Source organism: Pseudomonas sp. HMSC066A08, from assembly GCF_001813025.1.
GTDB classification, from domain to species: domain Bacteria; phylum Pseudomonadota; class Gammaproteobacteria; order Pseudomonadales; family Pseudomonadaceae; genus Pseudomonas; species Pseudomonas aeruginosa.
Genome location: NZ_KV811305.1, coordinates 1 through 15,324 on the forward strand (window position 1 = coordinate 1; position 15,324 = coordinate 15,324).

General features: G+C 67.1%; 17 protein-coding genes. 7 read left to right on the plus strand and 10 right to left on the minus strand.

Features of this window, described 5'->3' with window-relative positions; translation table 11 throughout:
• Both HMPREF2886_RS34850 and HMPREF2886_RS16295 read left to right on the plus strand, forming a co-directional pair.
• Positions 1 to 188: hypothetical protein (locus tag HMPREF2886_RS34850; RefSeq protein WP_204372646.1), on the plus strand; the 188-nt coding region annotated here is incomplete at its 5' end.
• A 61-nt stretch (positions 189 to 249) separates the two neighbouring features.
• The gene (locus tag HMPREF2886_RS16295; protein WP_003112064.1) at positions 250 to 1,101 is read left to right on the plus strand and encodes a D-hexose-6-phosphate mutarotase; all 852 of its coding nucleotides are present in this window, start codon (positions 250 to 252) and stop codon (positions 1,099 to 1,101) included.
• 8 nt (positions 1,102 to 1,109) lie between these two features.
• On the opposite strand, the gene HMPREF2886_RS16300 is transcribed toward HMPREF2886_RS16295, so the two are convergent.
• Entirely contained in the window at positions 1,110 to 1,967 is an 858-nt protein-coding gene (locus HMPREF2886_RS16300; RefSeq protein ID WP_033978814.1) for a MurR/RpiR family transcriptional regulator, read from the minus strand.
• 186 nt (positions 1,968 to 2,153) lie between these two features.
• Between HMPREF2886_RS16300 and zwf the strand changes: the two genes are divergently transcribed.
• Genes zwf through HMPREF2886_RS16315 form a run of 3 tightly spaced genes read left to right on the plus strand, consistent with a single transcriptional unit; the run spans position 2,154 to position 5,006 of the window.
• Positions 2,154 to 3,623, plus strand: coding sequence for a glucose-6-phosphate dehydrogenase (zwf, locus tag HMPREF2886_RS16305; protein WP_003091465.1), 1,470 nt, complete (start codon positions 2,154 to 2,156; stop codon positions 3,621 to 3,623).
• Entirely contained in the window at positions 3,610 to 4,326 is a 717-nt protein-coding gene (gene pgl, locus HMPREF2886_RS16310) for a 6-phosphogluconolactonase (protein WP_033971625.1), read from the plus strand. Before zwf ends, pgl begins: the two co-directional genes overlap by 14 nt.
• Before the next feature lie 17 nt (positions 4,327 to 4,343).
• Positions 4,344 to 5,006, plus strand: a complete 663-nt coding sequence (locus HMPREF2886_RS16315) for a bifunctional 4-hydroxy-2-oxoglutarate aldolase/2-dehydro-3-deoxy-phosphogluconate aldolase (RefSeq protein ID WP_039028008.1) — start codon at positions 4,344 to 4,346, stop codon at positions 5,004 to 5,006.
• A 90-nt stretch (positions 5,007 to 5,096) separates the two neighbouring features.
• Here HMPREF2886_RS16315 and HMPREF2886_RS16320 read toward each other — a convergent pair whose 3' ends face one another.
• Positions 5,097 to 5,534, minus strand: coding sequence for an NUDIX hydrolase (locus HMPREF2886_RS16320; RefSeq protein ID WP_003107683.1), 438 nt, complete (start codon positions 5,532 to 5,534; stop codon positions 5,097 to 5,099).
• A 147-nt stretch (positions 5,535 to 5,681) separates the two neighbouring features.
• Here HMPREF2886_RS16320 and rluB point away from each other — a divergent pair, with 147 nt between their 5' ends.
• Both rluB and HMPREF2886_RS16330 read left to right on the plus strand, forming a co-directional pair.
• The gene (gene rluB, locus HMPREF2886_RS16325; RefSeq protein ID WP_033971624.1) at positions 5,682 to 6,842 is read left to right on the plus strand and encodes a 23S rRNA pseudouridine(2605) synthase RluB; all 1,161 of its coding nucleotides are present in this window, start codon (positions 5,682 to 5,684) and stop codon (positions 6,840 to 6,842) included.
• 92 nt (positions 6,843 to 6,934) lie between these two features.
• Complete coding sequence (locus HMPREF2886_RS16330; protein ID WP_070747849.1) at positions 6,935 to 7,312, plus strand: hypothetical protein; 378 nt, start codon at positions 6,935 to 6,937, stop codon at positions 7,310 to 7,312.
• A gap of 103 nt (positions 7,313 to 7,415) precedes the next feature.
• On the opposite strand, the gene HMPREF2886_RS16335 is transcribed toward HMPREF2886_RS16330, so the two are convergent.
• The 8 genes from HMPREF2886_RS16335 to HMPREF2886_RS16370 form a co-directional block, all read right to left on the minus strand.
• Positions 7,416 to 8,339: a GGDEF domain-containing protein gene (locus HMPREF2886_RS16335; RefSeq protein ID WP_033971618.1), complete on the minus strand. Its 924-nt coding sequence runs from the start codon at positions 8,337 to 8,339 to the stop codon at positions 7,416 to 7,418.
• Positions 8,340 to 8,567: 228 nt separating this feature from the next.
• Positions 8,568 to 9,782 carry a sodium/glutamate symporter gene (gene gltS, locus HMPREF2886_RS16340; protein WP_033978818.1) on the minus strand — a complete coding sequence of 405 codons (1,215 nt, stop codon included), beginning with the start codon at positions 9,780 to 9,782 and terminating at the stop codon, positions 8,568 to 8,570.
• Positions 9,783 to 9,820: 38 nt separating this feature from the next.
• Positions 9,821 to 10,756 carry a formimidoylglutamase gene (gene hutG, locus HMPREF2886_RS16345; protein WP_033971607.1) on the minus strand — a complete coding sequence of 312 codons (936 nt, stop codon included), beginning with the start codon at positions 10,754 to 10,756 and terminating at the stop codon, positions 9,821 to 9,823.
• A 15-nt stretch (positions 10,757 to 10,771) separates the two neighbouring features.
• Positions 10,772 to 11,500: an IclR family transcriptional regulator gene (locus tag HMPREF2886_RS16350; protein ID WP_003091454.1), complete on the minus strand. Its 729-nt coding sequence runs from the start codon at positions 11,498 to 11,500 to the stop codon at positions 10,772 to 10,774.
• Between the two features lie 158 nt (positions 11,501 to 11,658).
• Positions 11,659 to 12,399 carry a YciK family oxidoreductase gene (locus HMPREF2886_RS16355; RefSeq protein WP_003091453.1) on the minus strand — a complete coding sequence of 247 codons (741 nt, stop codon included), beginning with the start codon at positions 12,397 to 12,399 and terminating at the stop codon, positions 11,659 to 11,661.
• Between the two features lie 64 nt (positions 12,400 to 12,463).
• Entirely contained in the window at positions 12,464 to 13,144 is a 681-nt protein-coding gene (mupP, locus tag HMPREF2886_RS16360; RefSeq protein ID WP_078452126.1) for an N-acetylmuramic acid 6-phosphate phosphatase MupP, read from the minus strand.
• On the minus strand, positions 13,141 to 13,839 hold the full coding sequence (ubiG, locus tag HMPREF2886_RS16365; protein ID WP_003122245.1) for a bifunctional 2-polyprenyl-6-hydroxyphenol methylase/3-demethylubiquinol 3-O-methyltransferase UbiG: 699 nt from the start codon (positions 13,837 to 13,839) through the stop codon (positions 13,141 to 13,143). Before ubiG ends, mupP begins: the two co-directional genes overlap by 4 nt.
• Before the next feature lie 150 nt (positions 13,840 to 13,989).
• Complete coding sequence (locus HMPREF2886_RS16370; protein WP_033971604.1) at positions 13,990 to 15,324, minus strand: TRZ/ATZ family hydrolase; 1,335 nt, start codon at positions 15,322 to 15,324, stop codon at positions 13,990 to 13,992.

Consider the following 15,324-nt stretch of genomic DNA (forward strand, 5'->3'; position numbering starts at 1 on the left):
CTGGTGGCGGGGATCAAGATCCAGACGGTGTTCTGACCGTCGCGTTGCCTGCTCCGGTGTTGTGCCTGGGCCCGCCCGAGCGTTTCGGGCGGGCCGTTTTTTCCGGCGACCGTTCTTCCCGGCTGCCTGTTACAAACCGACTACGCTTTTCCTGTGCCGATCATTTGGGGCTTGCGTGCGAAATGTAGTAAAACTACACGGATACACGCCCGGGCTTTCCGGGAAGGGGAGAGGGTAGGACAATCGGACATGCTTGAGCATCCGCTGCAGCGTTTCTTTCATTCCATGCGGGCCAAGCGACCGTTCGACTGGGTACGCTTCCAACGTCGCGATCTGCTGTTGATCGACCATCCACTGTGCCAGGCCGTATTCAGTCGGCAAGGGGCGCAGCTCCTGCATTTCCAGCCGCAGGGCGAACGCCCGTTGCTGTGGTGCGCCAGCGAATGGCCGGCCCTCAGCAGTGCGCCGGTGCGCGGCGGCATCCCGGTCTGCTGGCCGTGGTTCGGTAGCCATCCGAACGGCAGCGAATGGCCGCAGCAGGGCTGGGCGCGGCAACGCGAATGGCGCCTGCTGGATGCCTACGCCGACGAAAGCAAGGTGGTGGTGAGCTGGCAACTGGATCTGGAGGACTGGCACGTGCGCCTCGATGCGCGCCTTGGCCAGCGCCTGGAGCTGGAGCTGTGCAGCTACCATGAGGAAGACGACGATTGTCTGTTCAGCTTTGCCCTGCAGCCCTACTGGCGGGTCGGCGCGCTGAGCCGGGTGGTGGTGCACGGCATGGAGCTGGAGTCGGCTCGCGGCCAGCGCGGCGCTTCGCGGATTCCGGGAACCTGGATACCGCGCGGCGCGGTCAAGCAGGTGCTCTACCATCCCGGATCGCTGGTGCTGGAGGACGGCGGCTGGAACCGCCGCCTGCGGATCGACAAGAACGTCAGCGCCGGTAGCGTGATCTGGCACCCCGGCAGCCGCCCGGTGGAGCAGGTCGAGCCGGGCGAAGCGGAACGCTTTCTCTGTATCGGCGCCGCTGGCTACCGCCCGGGCGGGCTGATCCTGGCGCCCGGCGAACGCATGCGCCTGAGCCTCGCCGCCGGCCTGCAATAGACGGGCGGTCAGTTGTCCTCGTCGAGGGGATAGCGGGTCGGTACCAGGCTTTCCTTGATCCGCCGCAGGTGCGGCTGGAAGTCCACGCCGCGGCGCAGGGTCACCCCGGTGGCCAGTACGTCGAGCACGGTGAGCTGGACGATCCGCGAAGTCATCGGCATATAGATGTCGGTGTCTTCCGGCAACGGGATATCCAGGCACAGGGTACTGGCCCTCGCCAGCGGCGAGCCGGCAGCGGTCAGGCCGAGCACCGAGGCGCCGTTCTCCCGCGCCAGGTGCGCCACCTCCACCAGCTCGCGGGTGCGTCCGGTGTAGGAAATCACCACGAACAGGTCGCCGGTATGCGCCACCGAGGCGACCATCCGTTGCATCAGCACGTCGGCCTGGGCGCTCACCGCCAGGTTGAAGCGGAAGAACTTGTGCTGCGCGTCGAGCGCTACCGAGGCCGAGGCGCCGAGACCGAAGAAGTGGATCTGCCGGGCCTGGATCAACAGGTCCACGGCGCGGTCGATGACGCGTGGGTCGAGCAGCTTGTGGGCGCCGTCGAGGGAGGCGATGGTGTTGCTGAAGATCTTCCGCGTATAGGCTTCCGGTCCGTCGTCCTCGGCTACCGCCTGGGTGACGAAGGCAGCGCCGCTGGCCAGGCTCTGGGCCAGCTGGATCTTCAGTTCCGGATAGCCGCTCATGCCGAAGGAGCGACAGAAGCGGTTCACCGTCGGTTCGCTGACCGCTGCCGCCTGGGCCAGGGCGGCGATGCTGAAGCGGGTGGCCTGCTGCGGGTTCTGCAGGATGACCTCGGCGACTTTGCGCTCCGCCTTGTTCAGTTCGTCCAGGCGGCTCTGGATCTGCTCCAGCAGGTTTTTCATCCGGGTTCCTCGTGTTCTGTCGGCCCGGCGGGGAAGGGCCGGCGGCGGCGCCTATCCTAACGTCAGGCCGGCATGCGACCAACAGCGTGGCGGACTTGGAAAAATATGTTGTTTAATTACTACATATTTGTCTTAATTGCGCAGTGGATGGCTCAATATCACTCAATATTTGGTTGGTAACAACAAATGCCTGATGTCCGCGTTCTGCCTTGCACGTTAGCGCTGTTCGGTGCGCTGGGCGATCTCGCCTTGCGCAAGCTGTTCCCGGCGCTCTACCAACTCGATCGCGAGAACCTGCTGCACCGCGATACCCGCGTCCTGGCCCTGGCCCGTGACGAAGGTGCTCCCGCCGAACACCTGGCCACGCTGGAGCAGCGCCTGCGCCTGGCGGTGCCGGCGAAGGAGTGGGACGACGCGGTCTGGCAGCGTTTCCGCGAACGCCTCGACTACCTGAGCATGGACTTCCTCGACCCGCAGGCCTATGTCGGCTTGCGCGAGGCGGTGGACGACGAATTGCCGCTGGTCGCCTACTTCGCCACGCCGGCCTCGGTGTTCGGCGGCATCTGCGAGAACCTCGCCGCCGCCGGTCTCGCCGAGCGCACCCGGGTGGTGCTGGAGAAGCCCATCGGCCATGACCTGGAGTCGTCCCGCGAGGTCAACGAGGCAGTCGCCCGGTTCTTCCCGGAAAGCCGCATCTACCGGATCGACCATTACCTGGGCAAGGAGACGGTGCAGAACCTGATCGCCCTGCGCTTCGCCAACAGCCTCTTCGAGACCCAGTGGAACCAGAACCACATCTCCCACGTGGAGATCACCGTGGCCGAGAAGGTCGGCATCGAAGGCCGCTGGGGCTACTTCGACCAGGCCGGGCAACTGCGCGACATGGTGCAGAACCACCTGTTGCAACTGCTCTGCCTGATCGCCATGGATCCGCCCAGCGACCTTTCGGCGGACAGCATTCGCGACGAGAAGGTCAAGGTGCTCCGCGCCCTCGAGCCGATTCCCGCCGAACAACTGGCTTCGCGCGTGGTGCGTGGGCAGTACACCGCCGGTTTCAGCGACGGCAAGGCAGTGCCGGGCTACCTGGAGGAGGAACATGCGAATCGCGACAGCGACGCGGAAACCTTCGTCGCCCTGCGCGTGGACATCCGCAACTGGCGCTGGTCCGGCGTGCCCTTCTACCTGCGCACCGGCAAGCGCATGCCGCAGAAGCTGTCGCAGATCGTCATCCACTTCAAGGAGCCGCCGCACTACATCTTCGCTCCCGAGCAGCGTTCGCTGATCAGCAACCGGCTGATCATCCGCCTGCAGCCGGACGAAGGGATCTCCCTGCAAGTGATGACCAAGGACCAGGGCCTGGGCAAGGGCATGCAATTGCGTACCGGCCCGCTGCAACTGAGTTTTTCCGAGACCTACCACGCGGCGCGGATTCCCGATGCCTACGAGCGTCTGCTGCTGGAGGTCACCCAGGGCAACCAGTACCTGTTCGTGCGCAAGGACGAGGTGGAGTTCGCCTGGAAGTGGTGCGACCAGCTGATCGCCGGCTGGGAACGCCTGAGCGAAGCGCCCAAGCCGTATCCGGCGGGGAGCTGGGGGCCGGTGGCCTCGGTGGCCCTGGTGGCCCGCGATGGGAGGAGTTGGTATGGCGATTTCTGAGTTGAAGCTGCCGGCCGGCGTCGGCCTGAAGGTCTGGGACAGCGCCGCCGAGCAGGCCCGCGGCCTGGCCGCCGGGGTCGCCGACCGGTTGCGCTCGGCGCTGGCCGAGCAGGGCCAGGCGCTGCTGGTGGTGTCCGGCGGACGCAGCCCGGTGGCCTTCCTCGAAGCCTTGAGCGAGGAGCCGCTGGACTGGTCGCGGGTCACCGTCAGCCTGGCCGACGAGCGCTGGGTGCCGGAGTCGCATGCCGATAGCAACGCCGGCCTGGTTCGCCGCCACCTGCTCCGTGGCGAGGCGGCGAAGGCGCGCTTCATCGGCCTCTACCAGCCGGCGGCGAGCCTGGAGGAAGCGGCCGAACTGGCCGACCACCACCTGCACGAGCTGCCGTTGCCGATCGACGTGCTGGTTCTCGGCATGGGCGACGACGGCCATACCGCCTCGCTGTTCCCGAACAGCCCTGGCCTGGACCTGGCGATGGATCCCCAGGGGACGCGCCGTTGCCTGCCGATGTGGGCGCCGAGCGTGCCGCACCAGCGCCTGACCCTGTCGCGCGCCGTGCTTGCGGCTGCGAAGGTGCAGCTGCTGGCGATCCAGGGCCAGTCCAAGCTGGCCACCCTGAACACCGCGCTGGCGGTCGAGGACGAACGGCGGATGCCGGTTCGCGCCTTCCTCCGCGCGCCGCTGACGATCCATTGGTACCCCTGAGTGGCGGAGCTGTAGCCATGCACAACCTTGAACAGAAGACCGCCCGCATCGACACGCTGTGCCGGGAGGCGCGCATCCTCCCGGTGATCACCATCGACCGCGAGGCGGACATCCTGCCGATGGCCGATGCCCTCGCCGCCGGCGGCCTGACCGCCCTGGAGATCACCCTGCGCACGGCGCACGGGCTGAGCGCCATCCGTCGCCTCAGCGAGGAGCGCCCACACCTGCGCATCGGCGCCGGCACCGTGCTCGACCCGCAGACCTTCGCCGCTGCGGAAAAGGCCGGGGCGAGCTTCGTGGTCACTCCCGGCTGCACCGACGAATTGCTGCGCTTCGCCCTGGACAGCGAAGTCCCGCTGTTGCCCGGCGTGGCCAGCGCTTCCGAGATCATGCTCGCCTATCGCCATGGCTACCGCCGCTTCAAGCTGTTCCCCGCCGAGGTCAGCGGCGGCCCGGCGGCACTGAAGGCATTCTCGGGGCCATTCCCCGATATCCGCTTCTGCCCCACCGGAGGCGTCAGCCTGAACAATCTCGCCGACTACCTGGCGGTACCCAACGTGATGTGCGTCGGCGGCACCTGGATGCTGCCCAAGGCCGTGGTCGACCGTGGCGACTGGGCCCAGGTCGAGCGCCTCAGCCGCGAAGCCCTGGAGCGCTTCGCCGAGCACCGCAGACACTGAGACTGCCCGCCTGGGCATGCCCGGCTTCGGCCGGGTTTTTTTTATGCCGCCCGGACTATCCGGGGCATAGAACGGATAACGTCATCCGCGTTATTCGCCGATGCGCCGGCGTTCCCGCAGATAATCGCCGAGCCGGCTCTGCAGGTAGGGTACGGCCATGGCATGCGCGAGGTAGGCGTCCACCTCCATCAATCGCCAGTATTGTCCTTCGTCGCCGAAGCGGATGGCCTCGAACTCGCGGTCCTCCAGGCGCGCCACCAGGAAGTAGGCGAAGGGCGCGCTGCCGCTGGTGCTCGGATACTGTCGCTGCCATTCGATACGAGGTTCTTCCAGGCGGATGGAGAACTCTTCCTCGAGTTCGCGCAGGGCGCATTCGGCAGGCGTCTCCAGGCCCTCGCGGCCGCCGCCGGGAAAGTCCCAGTAGCCGGGGAAGGGAATGCCGGGTTTTTCGTCGCGTTTGTAGACGACCAGGTGGTCGCCATAGAACAGCGCCAGCTTGGCGCCGCTGAAGGGGGGGACATCGTGCACCGGGGCCTCCGGGTGGCGGGGTGGGTGAACCCGGCCTAGTCTAGCGGGATTGTCCGGGTTTCCGCCCGGGGACGGTGCTTTGTCCTGACGAAGCGCGTATGATGCGCGCCCTTCGATTCGTTGCCAGCCACACCGGGAGGTGCCCAGATGAACGATACCCCAGAGAATCCCCACGTACCGGTCGGGGAAAAATTGCAGAAAGTCCTCGCCCGTCTCGGTGTCGGTTCCCGGCGCGACGTAGAAGTGTGGATCGCCGAAGGCCGGGTCAACGTCAATGGTAGCGTGGCCAGCCTCGGCCAGCGGGTCGACAGCCACGATGCGATCACCGTCGATGGCCACCTGATCCGCCGCGAAGAGGCCGCCGAGAGTGTCCGTCGCGTGCTGATCTACAACAAGCCGGAAGGCGAGGTCTGCACCCGCGACGATCCGGAAGGTCGTCCGACCATCTTCGACCGCCTGCCGCGCCTGCGCACCGGACGCTGGATCAATGTCGGTCGCCTGGACATCAACACCACCGGGCTGCTGCTGTTCACCACCGATGGCGAACTGGCCAACCGCCTGATGCATCCTTCCTATGAGATGGACCGCGAGTACGCGGTACGGGTGCGCGGCGAGGTTACCGAAGAGATGATCGAGCGCCTGCTCAACGGCGTGATGCTCGAGGACGGCCCGGCCAAGTTCAGCGATATCCAGCAGGCGCCGGGCGGCGAAGGCTTCAACCACTGGTACCACTGCGTAGTGATGGAGGGCCGCAACCGCGAGGTGCGCCGGTTGTGGGAATCCCAGGGGTTGGTGGTCAGCCGCCTGAAGCGGGTGCGTTTCGGCCCGGTGTTCCTGACCTCCGAGCTGACCATGGGCCGCTACCGCGAAATGGACCAGCGCGAGATCGATATCCTCAGCGAGGAAGTCGGCCTCAAGCCGGTGACCCTGCCGGGCATGACCACCAAGGCGCGCGAGAAGGCCGAACGCCAGCAGCGCAAGCAGGCCCGTCCGCTGGCGCGCAGCGAACGCCCGGAAGCCGGGCGCAAGCGTGCGCCGCGGCGCGAGGAGGGCGAGAATGCCGCTCGTCGCGCGCCGGCTTCGCGTCCCGCGCGCGGTCCGCAGCCGAGCGCCGAGCGCAAGGGGCGCGAGCAGGGCACTCCGGTTGCCGAGCGGCCTCGTGAGAGCAACCGCAAGCCGCGCCCGAGCAAGCCGCGCGACGAGCGTCCGGCCAGCGCGCCGGGCGACAAGCCGGCGGCCCGCAAGCCGCAGGTCAAGCGGCGGCCGAAACCGGCCGGCGACGGTATGCGCCCGGGCTTCCGCCGCTGAGCGGAAAGCGCCCTGGAAAGGCCCCTTCGGGGGCCTTTTTCATGCCTGGGAATCGGTGTCTAATGGTCGCTCGCACACAAGGAGGTGGTGAAATGCACAGGATCCTGGCTATCGCGTTCTGCACGCTATGGAGCGTCGCCGGGCTGGCGGAGGATGCGGCGATGCCGGAGCAGAGCTGCGCAAGCCTTGGCGAGGCGACGGCTGACCCCGAGGACAACTTCCGTCCGCCGCTGGAGGGCGAGGTGATCGACAAGGGGCGCGCCTATTTCCACAGCGCGCCGCGTGCCGACTGTGCCACTGGGGTCTTCGTGATTCCCGGCGACTTCGTCACTGTCTACAAGCCGAGCGGCGAGTGGCTGAACGTCATGTACGTGGCTCGAGACGGCAAGGAAACCAGCGGCTGGCTGCTGGAGAAGCGCGTCCGCTTGCGCCAGGCCTATGGCGCCCCGGACGAGCCGGCGCAGCCATAAGAGGCAGGGCCTTGGCGGAAACCGTGACTGCGCCGGTGAGAGCCGTTGCTACTGCCATCGCCCGATGCGCCTGCTCCGCGCTTCGAGGGCGAGGCGGCGGGCCTCAGGCGCAGCGCAGGCGGTTGCGGCCGTCGCGCTTGGCTTCGTAGAGCGCCTCGTCGACCCGTCGCAGCAGGTCGTCGCTGCCTTCGCCGGGCCGCAGGTCGGCGCAGCCGAGGCTGATCGACAGCTTCAGCGCTTCGCCGGCGTGCCGGTAGTCCAGTTCCTCCACCGCCTGGCGCAGGCGTTCGCCGACCATGCAGGCAGCCTGCAGCGGTGTGCTGGACAGCAGGACGAGGAATTCCTCGCCGCCGAAGCGGAACACCATGTCGACATTGCGCAGGTGGTCCTTGATGGTTTCCGCCACGGCCTTGAGGGCTTCGTCGCCGACGGCGTGACCGTAGTGGTCGTTGACCCGCTTGAAGTGGTCGATATCGAGCATCAGCACCGAGAGCGGCTGCAGGTTGCGCCGGGCCAGTTCCAGTTCGCGGCCGAGCGCCTGGTCCATGGCGATGCGGTTGCCGGTGCCGGTCAGGGCGTCGCGCAAGGCGGTCTGGATCGCGGCGCGATAGAGCAGGGCGTTGCGCAGCGGGAATAGCAGGGTGCCGAGCAGGCTCTCCAGTTGCCGTTGTTCGTCTTCGCCGAGGCGCTGGCGACGACGGAAGATCAGTTCGCCGAGGTAGTCGCTATCGTGGCTCAGGCGATAGCTCACCGAATGCTTGGCGCTGCTGCCGAACTCCAGGCGCAGGTCGGAGCCCGGATGGCGATAGCCAAGGGCGTCCAGCGGGATCAATTGGCGGACTTCCTCGAAGAACAGGCCGAGAATCCGCTCTGCCTCCAGGCTGCTCTGCAACTGCTGGGTCAGTTGCTGGCGCAACTCCATCAGGTTGCCGGCGCGCGGCCCGCTGGCGTTACCGCCGGGCTGGGAGCCGCGCTTCTGCTTGGCGGCGTCGAAATCGATGGTATTGGACTGTTTGGGAGGAGCCATGCGCGGGACCTCTGGCGCGAAAGACGGCGACAGTAGGGCTAAGGCGAGTTTCGTGCCAGCCAACTGAAGAACGGAGAAATCAGAGGCACAGACAGGTTTTCCTAGGAATTGTTTCCACATTCTGTAGGAATTTCGAAGAGATTTCGACGGAATAATGGCGTTTTGATTGCAAACTGCCGCAGTGCTCGTCGGAAAGCTGGCGCTCCGCTGGCGGAGCGCCGCCATGGTTCAACTGAAGGCGTTGATGAACCAGGTGATCGCCGGGATGGCGACGAGATCGATCAGTACCGCGCCGCACAGGGGTACGATGATGAAGGCCTTGTGCGAGAACACCCGATAGTGCTCGCAGACCGCGCCCATGTTGGCCACCGCGTTGGGCGTGGCGCCCAGGCCGTGGCCGAGGAAGCCGGCGCAGAGCACCGCGGCGTCGTAATTGCGGCCGAGCAGGCGGAACAGCACGAAGATCGTCAGCAGCAACAGCACCGCGACCTGGATGAGCAGTACGCCGAGCAGCGGCAGGCCGAGGTTCTCCAGTTCCCAGAACTTCAGGCTCATCATCGCCATGGTCAGGAATATACCCAGGCAGACGTCGCCCAAGGTGCCGACGGCATGGTCCGGAATGCGCAGCCAACCGAGGCGGTCGTCGAGGTTGCGCAGCACGATGGCGATGAACATCGCCCCGACATAACTGGGCAGCACCAGGCCCAGGCGTTCCTCGAGCGCGTCGCCGAGCCAGAAGCCGAGCACCATCACCAGCAGCACGCAGGTCAGCAGGCGCAGCAGGAGATTGCCGTCCAGCGTGGCCCCGGCCTGCTGGCGCCGCTCCTGCTGGCCGAGGGCTTCCAGCCGGCTGTCGCTTTCCGCCTGCACCGGCAAGCGATTGCGTTCGATCAGCCAGCGCGCCACCGGGCTGCCGAGCAGGCCGCCAGCGACCATGCCGAAGGTGGCCGAGGCCAGCGCCACGGTGGTCGCGCCCTGGGCGCCGAGCCCTTCCGCAACCGGGCCGAAGGCCGCCGCCGCGCCGAAGCCGCCTTCCAGCGACACCGCGCCGGCCATGATCCCGAGCAGCGGGTCGAGGCCGAGCAGCCCGGCGCTGCCGACGCCGATCAGGTTTTGCAGTATCGCCAGTGCCCAGCAGGCCGCCAGGTAGACCAGCAGGGTCTTGCCGCCCTTGCGCAGTAGGCCGAGGCTGCCGCCGAGGCCGACGGTGGTGAAGAACGCCACCATCAGGGGCGTCTGCAGGCTGGTGTCGAGGCCGATGTCGAGCCAGCCGCGATCCCTGAGCAGCCAGACCAGGAAGGCGAAGCCGAAGCCGGCGATCACCGGCGACGGTACGCACAGACGTGTCAGCCAGCGGCTGCGCTTCTTCAATTGGCTGCCGAGGGCGAGCAGGAGCAGGGCGAGGGCGGTGGTGGACAGGGCGTCCAGGTGCAATGTCGGCATGGTGTGGCTCTATTGTTGTTGTGTGGGCGAAAGGGCGATCAGTTGACCAGGCTGTCGACCAGGCGCGCGGCGATCCGGGCGGTGCGCTGGTCGCTATCGAGTTGCGGGTTGAGTTCGGCGATGTCGGCCAGGCGCAGCTTGCCGCTGGCCTTGGCGCGGCGGACCAGGTGCTCCACCACCGGCATCTCCACGCCGTGCGCCGAGGGTGCGCTGACGCCGGGCGCCTGGGCGGCCGGGAGCACGTCGAGGCAAACGGTCAGGTAGAGGTGGTCGACGGATTGCAGGAAGCCGTCGAGGAAGGCTTCGCTGCGTTCCAGATTCCACGGCTGCAACTGGCGGTCCAGCAGGTAGCGCACGCCCAGGCGCTGGGCCTGGTCGAACAGCGCCGCGGTGTTGCTCAGGCGGCTGATGCCCAGGCAGCAATAGGCGAACGGCCAGTCGCTGGCCTGGCAGAGTTCGGCGATCTGGCGGAACGGCGTGCCGGAGCTGGCCCGTTCGGCGTGGCGCAGGTCGAAATGCGCGTCGAAATTGAGGATGCCGATGCGCGGCAGGCGCTCATGCCGACTCAGGTGGCGGGCTAGGCCGGCGAAGCTGGCATAGGCGATTTCGTGGCCGCCGCCCAGGCCGACCACCCGATGGCCGCGCGCGAGCAGGTCGGCGACGCGTTGCGCGTAGCGTTCCTGGGCGGCTTCCAGATCTTCGCCGGCGACGATGTCGCCGGCATCGTAGATCGCTTGCTCGCCGTGCCAGGCCAGGTTGGCCAGCGCGCGACGCAAGGCTGGCGGTCCGTGGCGCGCGCCCTGGCGACCCTGGTTGCGGCGCACGCCTTCGTCGCTGGCGAAACCGAGCAGCACGCTGGCCGCTTCGGCGTCGTCTGCGTAGGGACGCATCCATTGGTGCCAGCGCCGCGCGTCGGCGCCTTCCTGGCTATCGATCCGGCCTTGCCAGAGGCTCATGTCGGGGGCGGGGTACATCGAAACTCCTGTTGGTCAGTCCAGCCGCGCGGAAAGTCGCGCGGCGGCGTCGAGGGTCCATTGCCGCAAGCGTTCGCTGCGCGACTGGGCGCGCAAGGCGGGGGCCATCAGGCTGAGGGCGCCGTGCAGGCGCTGGCGGCTGTCCAGCAGCGGTACGCTGATACCCCAGACGCCTTCGTCGATCTCGCCCTGGCTGACGGCGTAGCCCTGTTCGCGGATCAGCCGGAGTTCCTGCTCCAGCTTGTCGATACGCTCGGCGGAGAGTTCCTGGGCGAGGTACAGCTCCTCGCGCCGTTCGTCCTCCAGGTGCGCCAGCAGGGCTTTGGCCGAGGCGCCATGCAACAGCGGCTGCGCCAGCCCTTTCTGGTAGCAGCAGCGCAGCGGCTGCGGACTGTCGAACAGTTCCAGGCAGATCGCCTGCTGGTTGCTGGCTACCATCAGCGCCACGCTCTCCTGGCTCAGGTCGGCCAGGCGCTTGAGTTCCGGTTTGGCGAGACCGATCAGCGAGGCCTCGCGATCGAATTTCTTCGCCAGTTGCAGGCAGGCCGGGCCGGGCAGGTAGCGGCCCTGGCCGGCCTGTTCTTCGGCCAGGCCCCAGCGCAACAGGGTCTTCAGGTGGCGGTAGGTGCTGCTCAGCGGCTGCTCCAGGGTCAGCGACAGCTCCTTGGCAGACAGGGCTTCGGGAGCCTGGCCGAGGGCAATGAGGATCTGCAGCAGGCGATCGGTGGGGGAATGCTTCGACATGGGAACTCCTTGACCCACAGGGTGAAGGCGATTTCCCGGAAAATGAAACCACTTTCCCACTCAGTGGGAAAAATATGCAAAAAGAATGGGAAGTTCCGGACGGGAAGAGAGAAAGGAAGGACAGGGCAGCCTCGCCGGGCGGCGAGGCTGCCGGCGAATCACTGGGCGTCGAAGGCCTGGCCGTTGACGCCGGCGCTGTCCGGCCCCATGAGGTACAGGTAGACCGGCATGATCTCCTCGCCGGTGGGGTTGTTCAGCGGGTTTTCCCCAGGGTAGGCGAGGGCGCGCATGCTGGTGCGGGTGGCGCCGGGGTTGACGCTGTTGGCGCGGATCGCGCTGGTACCGTCGAGTTCGTCGGCAAGGGTCTGCATCAGGCCCTCGGTGGCGAACTTCGATACCGAATACGCGCCCCAGTAGGCGCGGCCCTTCCGGCCCACGCTGCTCGAGGTGAAGATGATCGAGGCGTCGCTGGAGAGCTTCATCAGTGGCAGCATGGCGGTGGTCAGCATGAACATGGCATTGACGTTCACCTGCATCACGCGCATGAAGTTCTCCCCGGAAATCTGCTGCATCGGCGAGCGCGGACCGAGGATCGAGGCGTTGTGCAGCAGGCCGTCGATGCGGCCGAACTCGTTCTCCAGGGTTGCCGCCAGTTCCTCGAACTGGTGCGGCTGGGCGGTCTCCAGGTTGAACGGGATCACGGCGGCCTGCGGATGGCCGGCGGCCTCGATGGCGTCGTAGACCTCGTTCAGGTACTCCTCGGTCTTGCCCAGCAGCAGCACGGTGGCGCCGTGGGCGGCGAAGGTTTTGGCGGCGGCGGCGCCGATGCCGCGGCCGGCTCCGGTGACCAGGATCACGCGGTCTTTCAGCAGGTCGGGGCGAGCGGAGTACTGGAACATGTCGAATCCTTTGAATGCATGACCCGCCTGGCGGCGGGTCGTTGTCTGTCGGCGGCGCTGCGGATCAGCAGTCGCAGAGCGCGCGGTCGAGAACGTCGATGAGTTCGCGCGGGTGGTCGACGATCACGTCGGCACCCCAGTGCGCGGGGTTGTCTTCGGGATGGATGTAGCCATAGCGCACCGCCGCGGTCTTGGTCCCGGCGTCGCGGCCGGATTCGATGTCGCGCAGGTCGTCGCCGACGAACAGCACCCTCGACGGATCGATGCCGAGCTGGCTACAGGCCAGTAGCAGTGGCTCGGGATCGGGCTTGCTGCGGGTCACGTGGTCCGGGCAGACCAGCACCCTGGAACGCTCGGCGTAGCCCAGGCGCTGCATGATCGGTTCGGCGAAGCGCACCGGCTTGTTGGTCACCACGCCCCAGATCAACCCGGCTTTCTCGATCGCCGCGAGCAGTTCGGGGATGCCGTCGTAGGGCCGGCTGAGAACCGCGCAATGCTCCTGGTAGCGGTCGAGGAACTCCTGGCGCAGGGGTTCCAGTTCCGGGCTGTCCAGCGACAGGCCGAAGGCCGCGGCGACCATCGCGCGCGCGCCGCCGGAGACCACGTCGCGCACCCGTTGCTCGTCCACCGGCGGGAGGCCATGGGCGGCACGCATGGCCTGGGTGATGGCGATGAAGTCCGGCGCCGTGTCGAGCAGGGTGCCATCCATGTCGAACAGTACCGCTTTGAGCCGCATGCGCTTCACGCCTCCCGCTGGGTCTGGACCATGTAGTTGACGTCGACATCGTTGGCCAGCTTGTAGTGCTTGGTCAGCGGGTTGTAGGTCAGGCCGATGATGTCCTTGACCTCGAGACCGGCCTCGCGCGACCAGGCGCCGAGTTCCGACGGACGGATGAACTTGCGGAAGTCGTGGGTCCCACGCGGCAGCAACTGGAGGATGTATTCCGCGCCGATCACCGCGAACAGATAGGCCTTGGGATTGCGGTTGATGGTCGAGAGGAATACCTGTCCGCCCGGCTTGACCAGGCGGTGGCAGGCGCGGATCACCGAGGCCGGGTCCGGCACGTGTTCGAGCATCTCCAGGCAGGTGACCACGTCGAACTGCCCGGGCATTTCCTCGGCCATCTGCTCGGCGGTGATCTGCCGGTAGTCGACGGCGACACCGGATTCCAGCTGGTGCAGGCGCGCCACCGCGAGCGGCGCTTCGCCCATGTCGATGCCGGTGACGCTGGCGCCGCGCTGGGCCATGGCTTCACTGAGGATGCCGCCGCCGCAACCGATGTCGAGCACCTTCTTGCCGGCCAGGCCGGCGCGCTCGTCGATCCAGTTGACGCGCAGCGGGTTGATGTCGTGGAGCGGCTTGAACTCGCTCTCGCGGTCCCACCAGCGATGGGCCAGTGCCTCGAATTTGGCGATCTCGGCGTGGTCGACGTTGCTCATAATCGTTCCCGTTGAAGAATGAAGCCTTTGGGGGAAGGGCCGCGGCGGCGGAATCCAATCCTTCATGTTGCCAGCTTTGGCGGAGGGATGGGGCCGGCGGCGGTTCGCCTTCCTATGTCAGTTTGTCGCAGCGGGCCCGCCCGCCGCGGTTCAGGACCTGTCGCTGGCGGCGATCTTCGCCCCCCATTCGCGGGCCCTGGCGATCAGGCGCTGTTCGTCGTGACGGAGCAGGCGGCCGTCGTCGAGGAGTTGCCTGCCGCCGACCCAGACATGCCGAACGCAGTCGCGGCCGCTGGCATAGATAAGTTGCGAAACCGGGTCGTAGACCGGTTGCTGGGCCAGGCCGGACAGGTCGAAGGCCACCAGGTCGGCGGCCTTGCCGGTTTCCAGGGAGCCGATCAGGCGCTCCAGGCCAAGCGCGCGGGCGCCGTTCAGGGTGGCCATGCGCAGCGCGCGATGGGCGTCGAGGGCGGTGGCCTGGCCGTACACTGCCTTGGCCAGCAGCGCCGCGGTGCGGGTCTCGCCGAGCAGGTCGAGGTCGTTGTTGCTCGCCGCACCGTCGGTGCCGATGGCTACGTTGACCCCGGCCTGCCAGAGCTTTTCCACCGGGCAGAAGCCGCTGGCCAGCTTGAGGTTGGATTCCGGGCAGTGGATCACCGAACTGTTGGTTTCCACCAGCATCGCCAGGTCGTCGTCGTCCACCTGGGTCATGTGCACCGCCTGGAAGCGCGGGCCGAGCAGGCCGAGGCGGTGCAGGCGGGCCAGCGGGCGCTCGCCGTTGCGCTCCATGGCCTGCTCCACCTCGAAGGCGGTCTCGTGGACGTGCATCTGGACGCTGGCGTCGAGTTCTTCGGTGAGCACCAGGATCTGCTCCAGCTTGTCGTCGCTCACCGTATAAGGTGCGTGCGGGCCGAAGGCGATGCGGATGCGTGGGTGGTGCTTGAGGTCGTCGAACAGCGCCATGCCCTGGCGGATCGCCTCGGCGCTGTCGCGGGCGCCGGGGATCGGGAAGTCCAGCACCGGGATCGCCACCTGGGCGCGTACCCCGCTGTCATGGACCACGCCGCAGATGGCCTGTGGATAGAAGTACATGTCGGAGAAACAGGTGATGCCGCCCTTTACCTGTTCGGCGATGGCCAGCTCCGTGCCGTCGCGGATGAAATCCTCGCTGACCCATTGGCCTTCGGCCGGCCAGATGTGGTCTTGCAGCCAGGTCATCAGCGGCAGGTCGTCGGCGAGACCGCGGAACAGACTCATCGCCGAATGGCCGTGGGCGTTGACCAGGCCGGGGGCGAGCAGCATGCCGGGCAATTCGCGGATTTCCGTGGCGCCATGGCGCATGGCCTGCTCGCGCGGCGCGACCAGGGCGATCTGGCCGTCGCGGATGCCCAGCGCGTGATCGCGCAGCACCACCCCGGCGGGCTCCACGGGGACGATCCAGGTCGGCAGCAGGAGGAGGTCGAAGGGGTTACGGACGTTGGGCAT

Coding starts and splice junctions, on each gene's coding strand:
- HMPREF2886_RS16295 (WP_003112064.1), top strand. CDS start 250: ATGCTTGAGCATCCGCTGCAGCGTTTCTTTCATTCCATGCGGGCCAAG.
- HMPREF2886_RS16300 (WP_033978814.1), bottom strand. CDS start 1,967: ATGAAAAACCTGCTGGAGCAGATCCAGAGCCGCCTGGACGAACTGAAC.
- zwf (WP_003091465.1), top strand. CDS start 2,154: ATGCCTGATGTCCGCGTTCTGCCTTGCACGTTAGCGCTGTTCGGTGCG.
- pgl (WP_033971625.1), top strand. CDS start 3,610: ATGGCGATTTCTGAGTTGAAGCTGCCGGCCGGCGTCGGCCTGAAGGTC.
- HMPREF2886_RS16315 (WP_039028008.1), top strand. CDS start 4,344: ATGCACAACCTTGAACAGAAGACCGCCCGCATCGACACGCTGTGCCGG.
- rluB (WP_033971624.1), top strand. CDS start 5,682: ATGAACGATACCCCAGAGAATCCCCACGTACCGGTCGGGGAAAAATTG.
- HMPREF2886_RS16330 (WP_070747849.1), top strand. CDS start 6,935: ATGCACAGGATCCTGGCTATCGCGTTCTGCACGCTATGGAGCGTCGCC.
- HMPREF2886_RS16335 (WP_033971618.1), bottom strand. CDS start 8,339: ATGGCTCCTCCCAAACAGTCCAATACCATCGATTTCGACGCCGCCAAG.
- gltS (WP_033978818.1), bottom strand. CDS start 9,782: ATGCCGACATTGCACCTGGACGCCCTGTCCACCACCGCCCTCGCCCTG.
- hutG (WP_033971607.1), bottom strand. CDS start 10,756: ATGTACCCCGCCCCCGACATGAGCCTCTGGCAAGGCCGGATCGATAGC.
- HMPREF2886_RS16350 (WP_003091454.1), bottom strand. CDS start 11,500: ATGTCGAAGCATTCCCCCACCGATCGCCTGCTGCAGATCCTCATTGCC.
- HMPREF2886_RS16355 (WP_003091453.1), bottom strand. CDS start 12,399: ATGTTCCAGTACTCCGCTCGCCCCGACCTGCTGAAAGACCGCGTGATC.
- ubiG (WP_003122245.1), bottom strand. CDS start 13,839: ATGAGCAACGTCGACCACGCCGAGATCGCCAAATTCGAGGCACTGGCC.
- HMPREF2886_RS16370 (WP_033971604.1), bottom strand. CDS start 15,324: ATGCCCAACGTCCGTAACCCCTTCGACCTCCTCCTGCTGCCGACCTGG.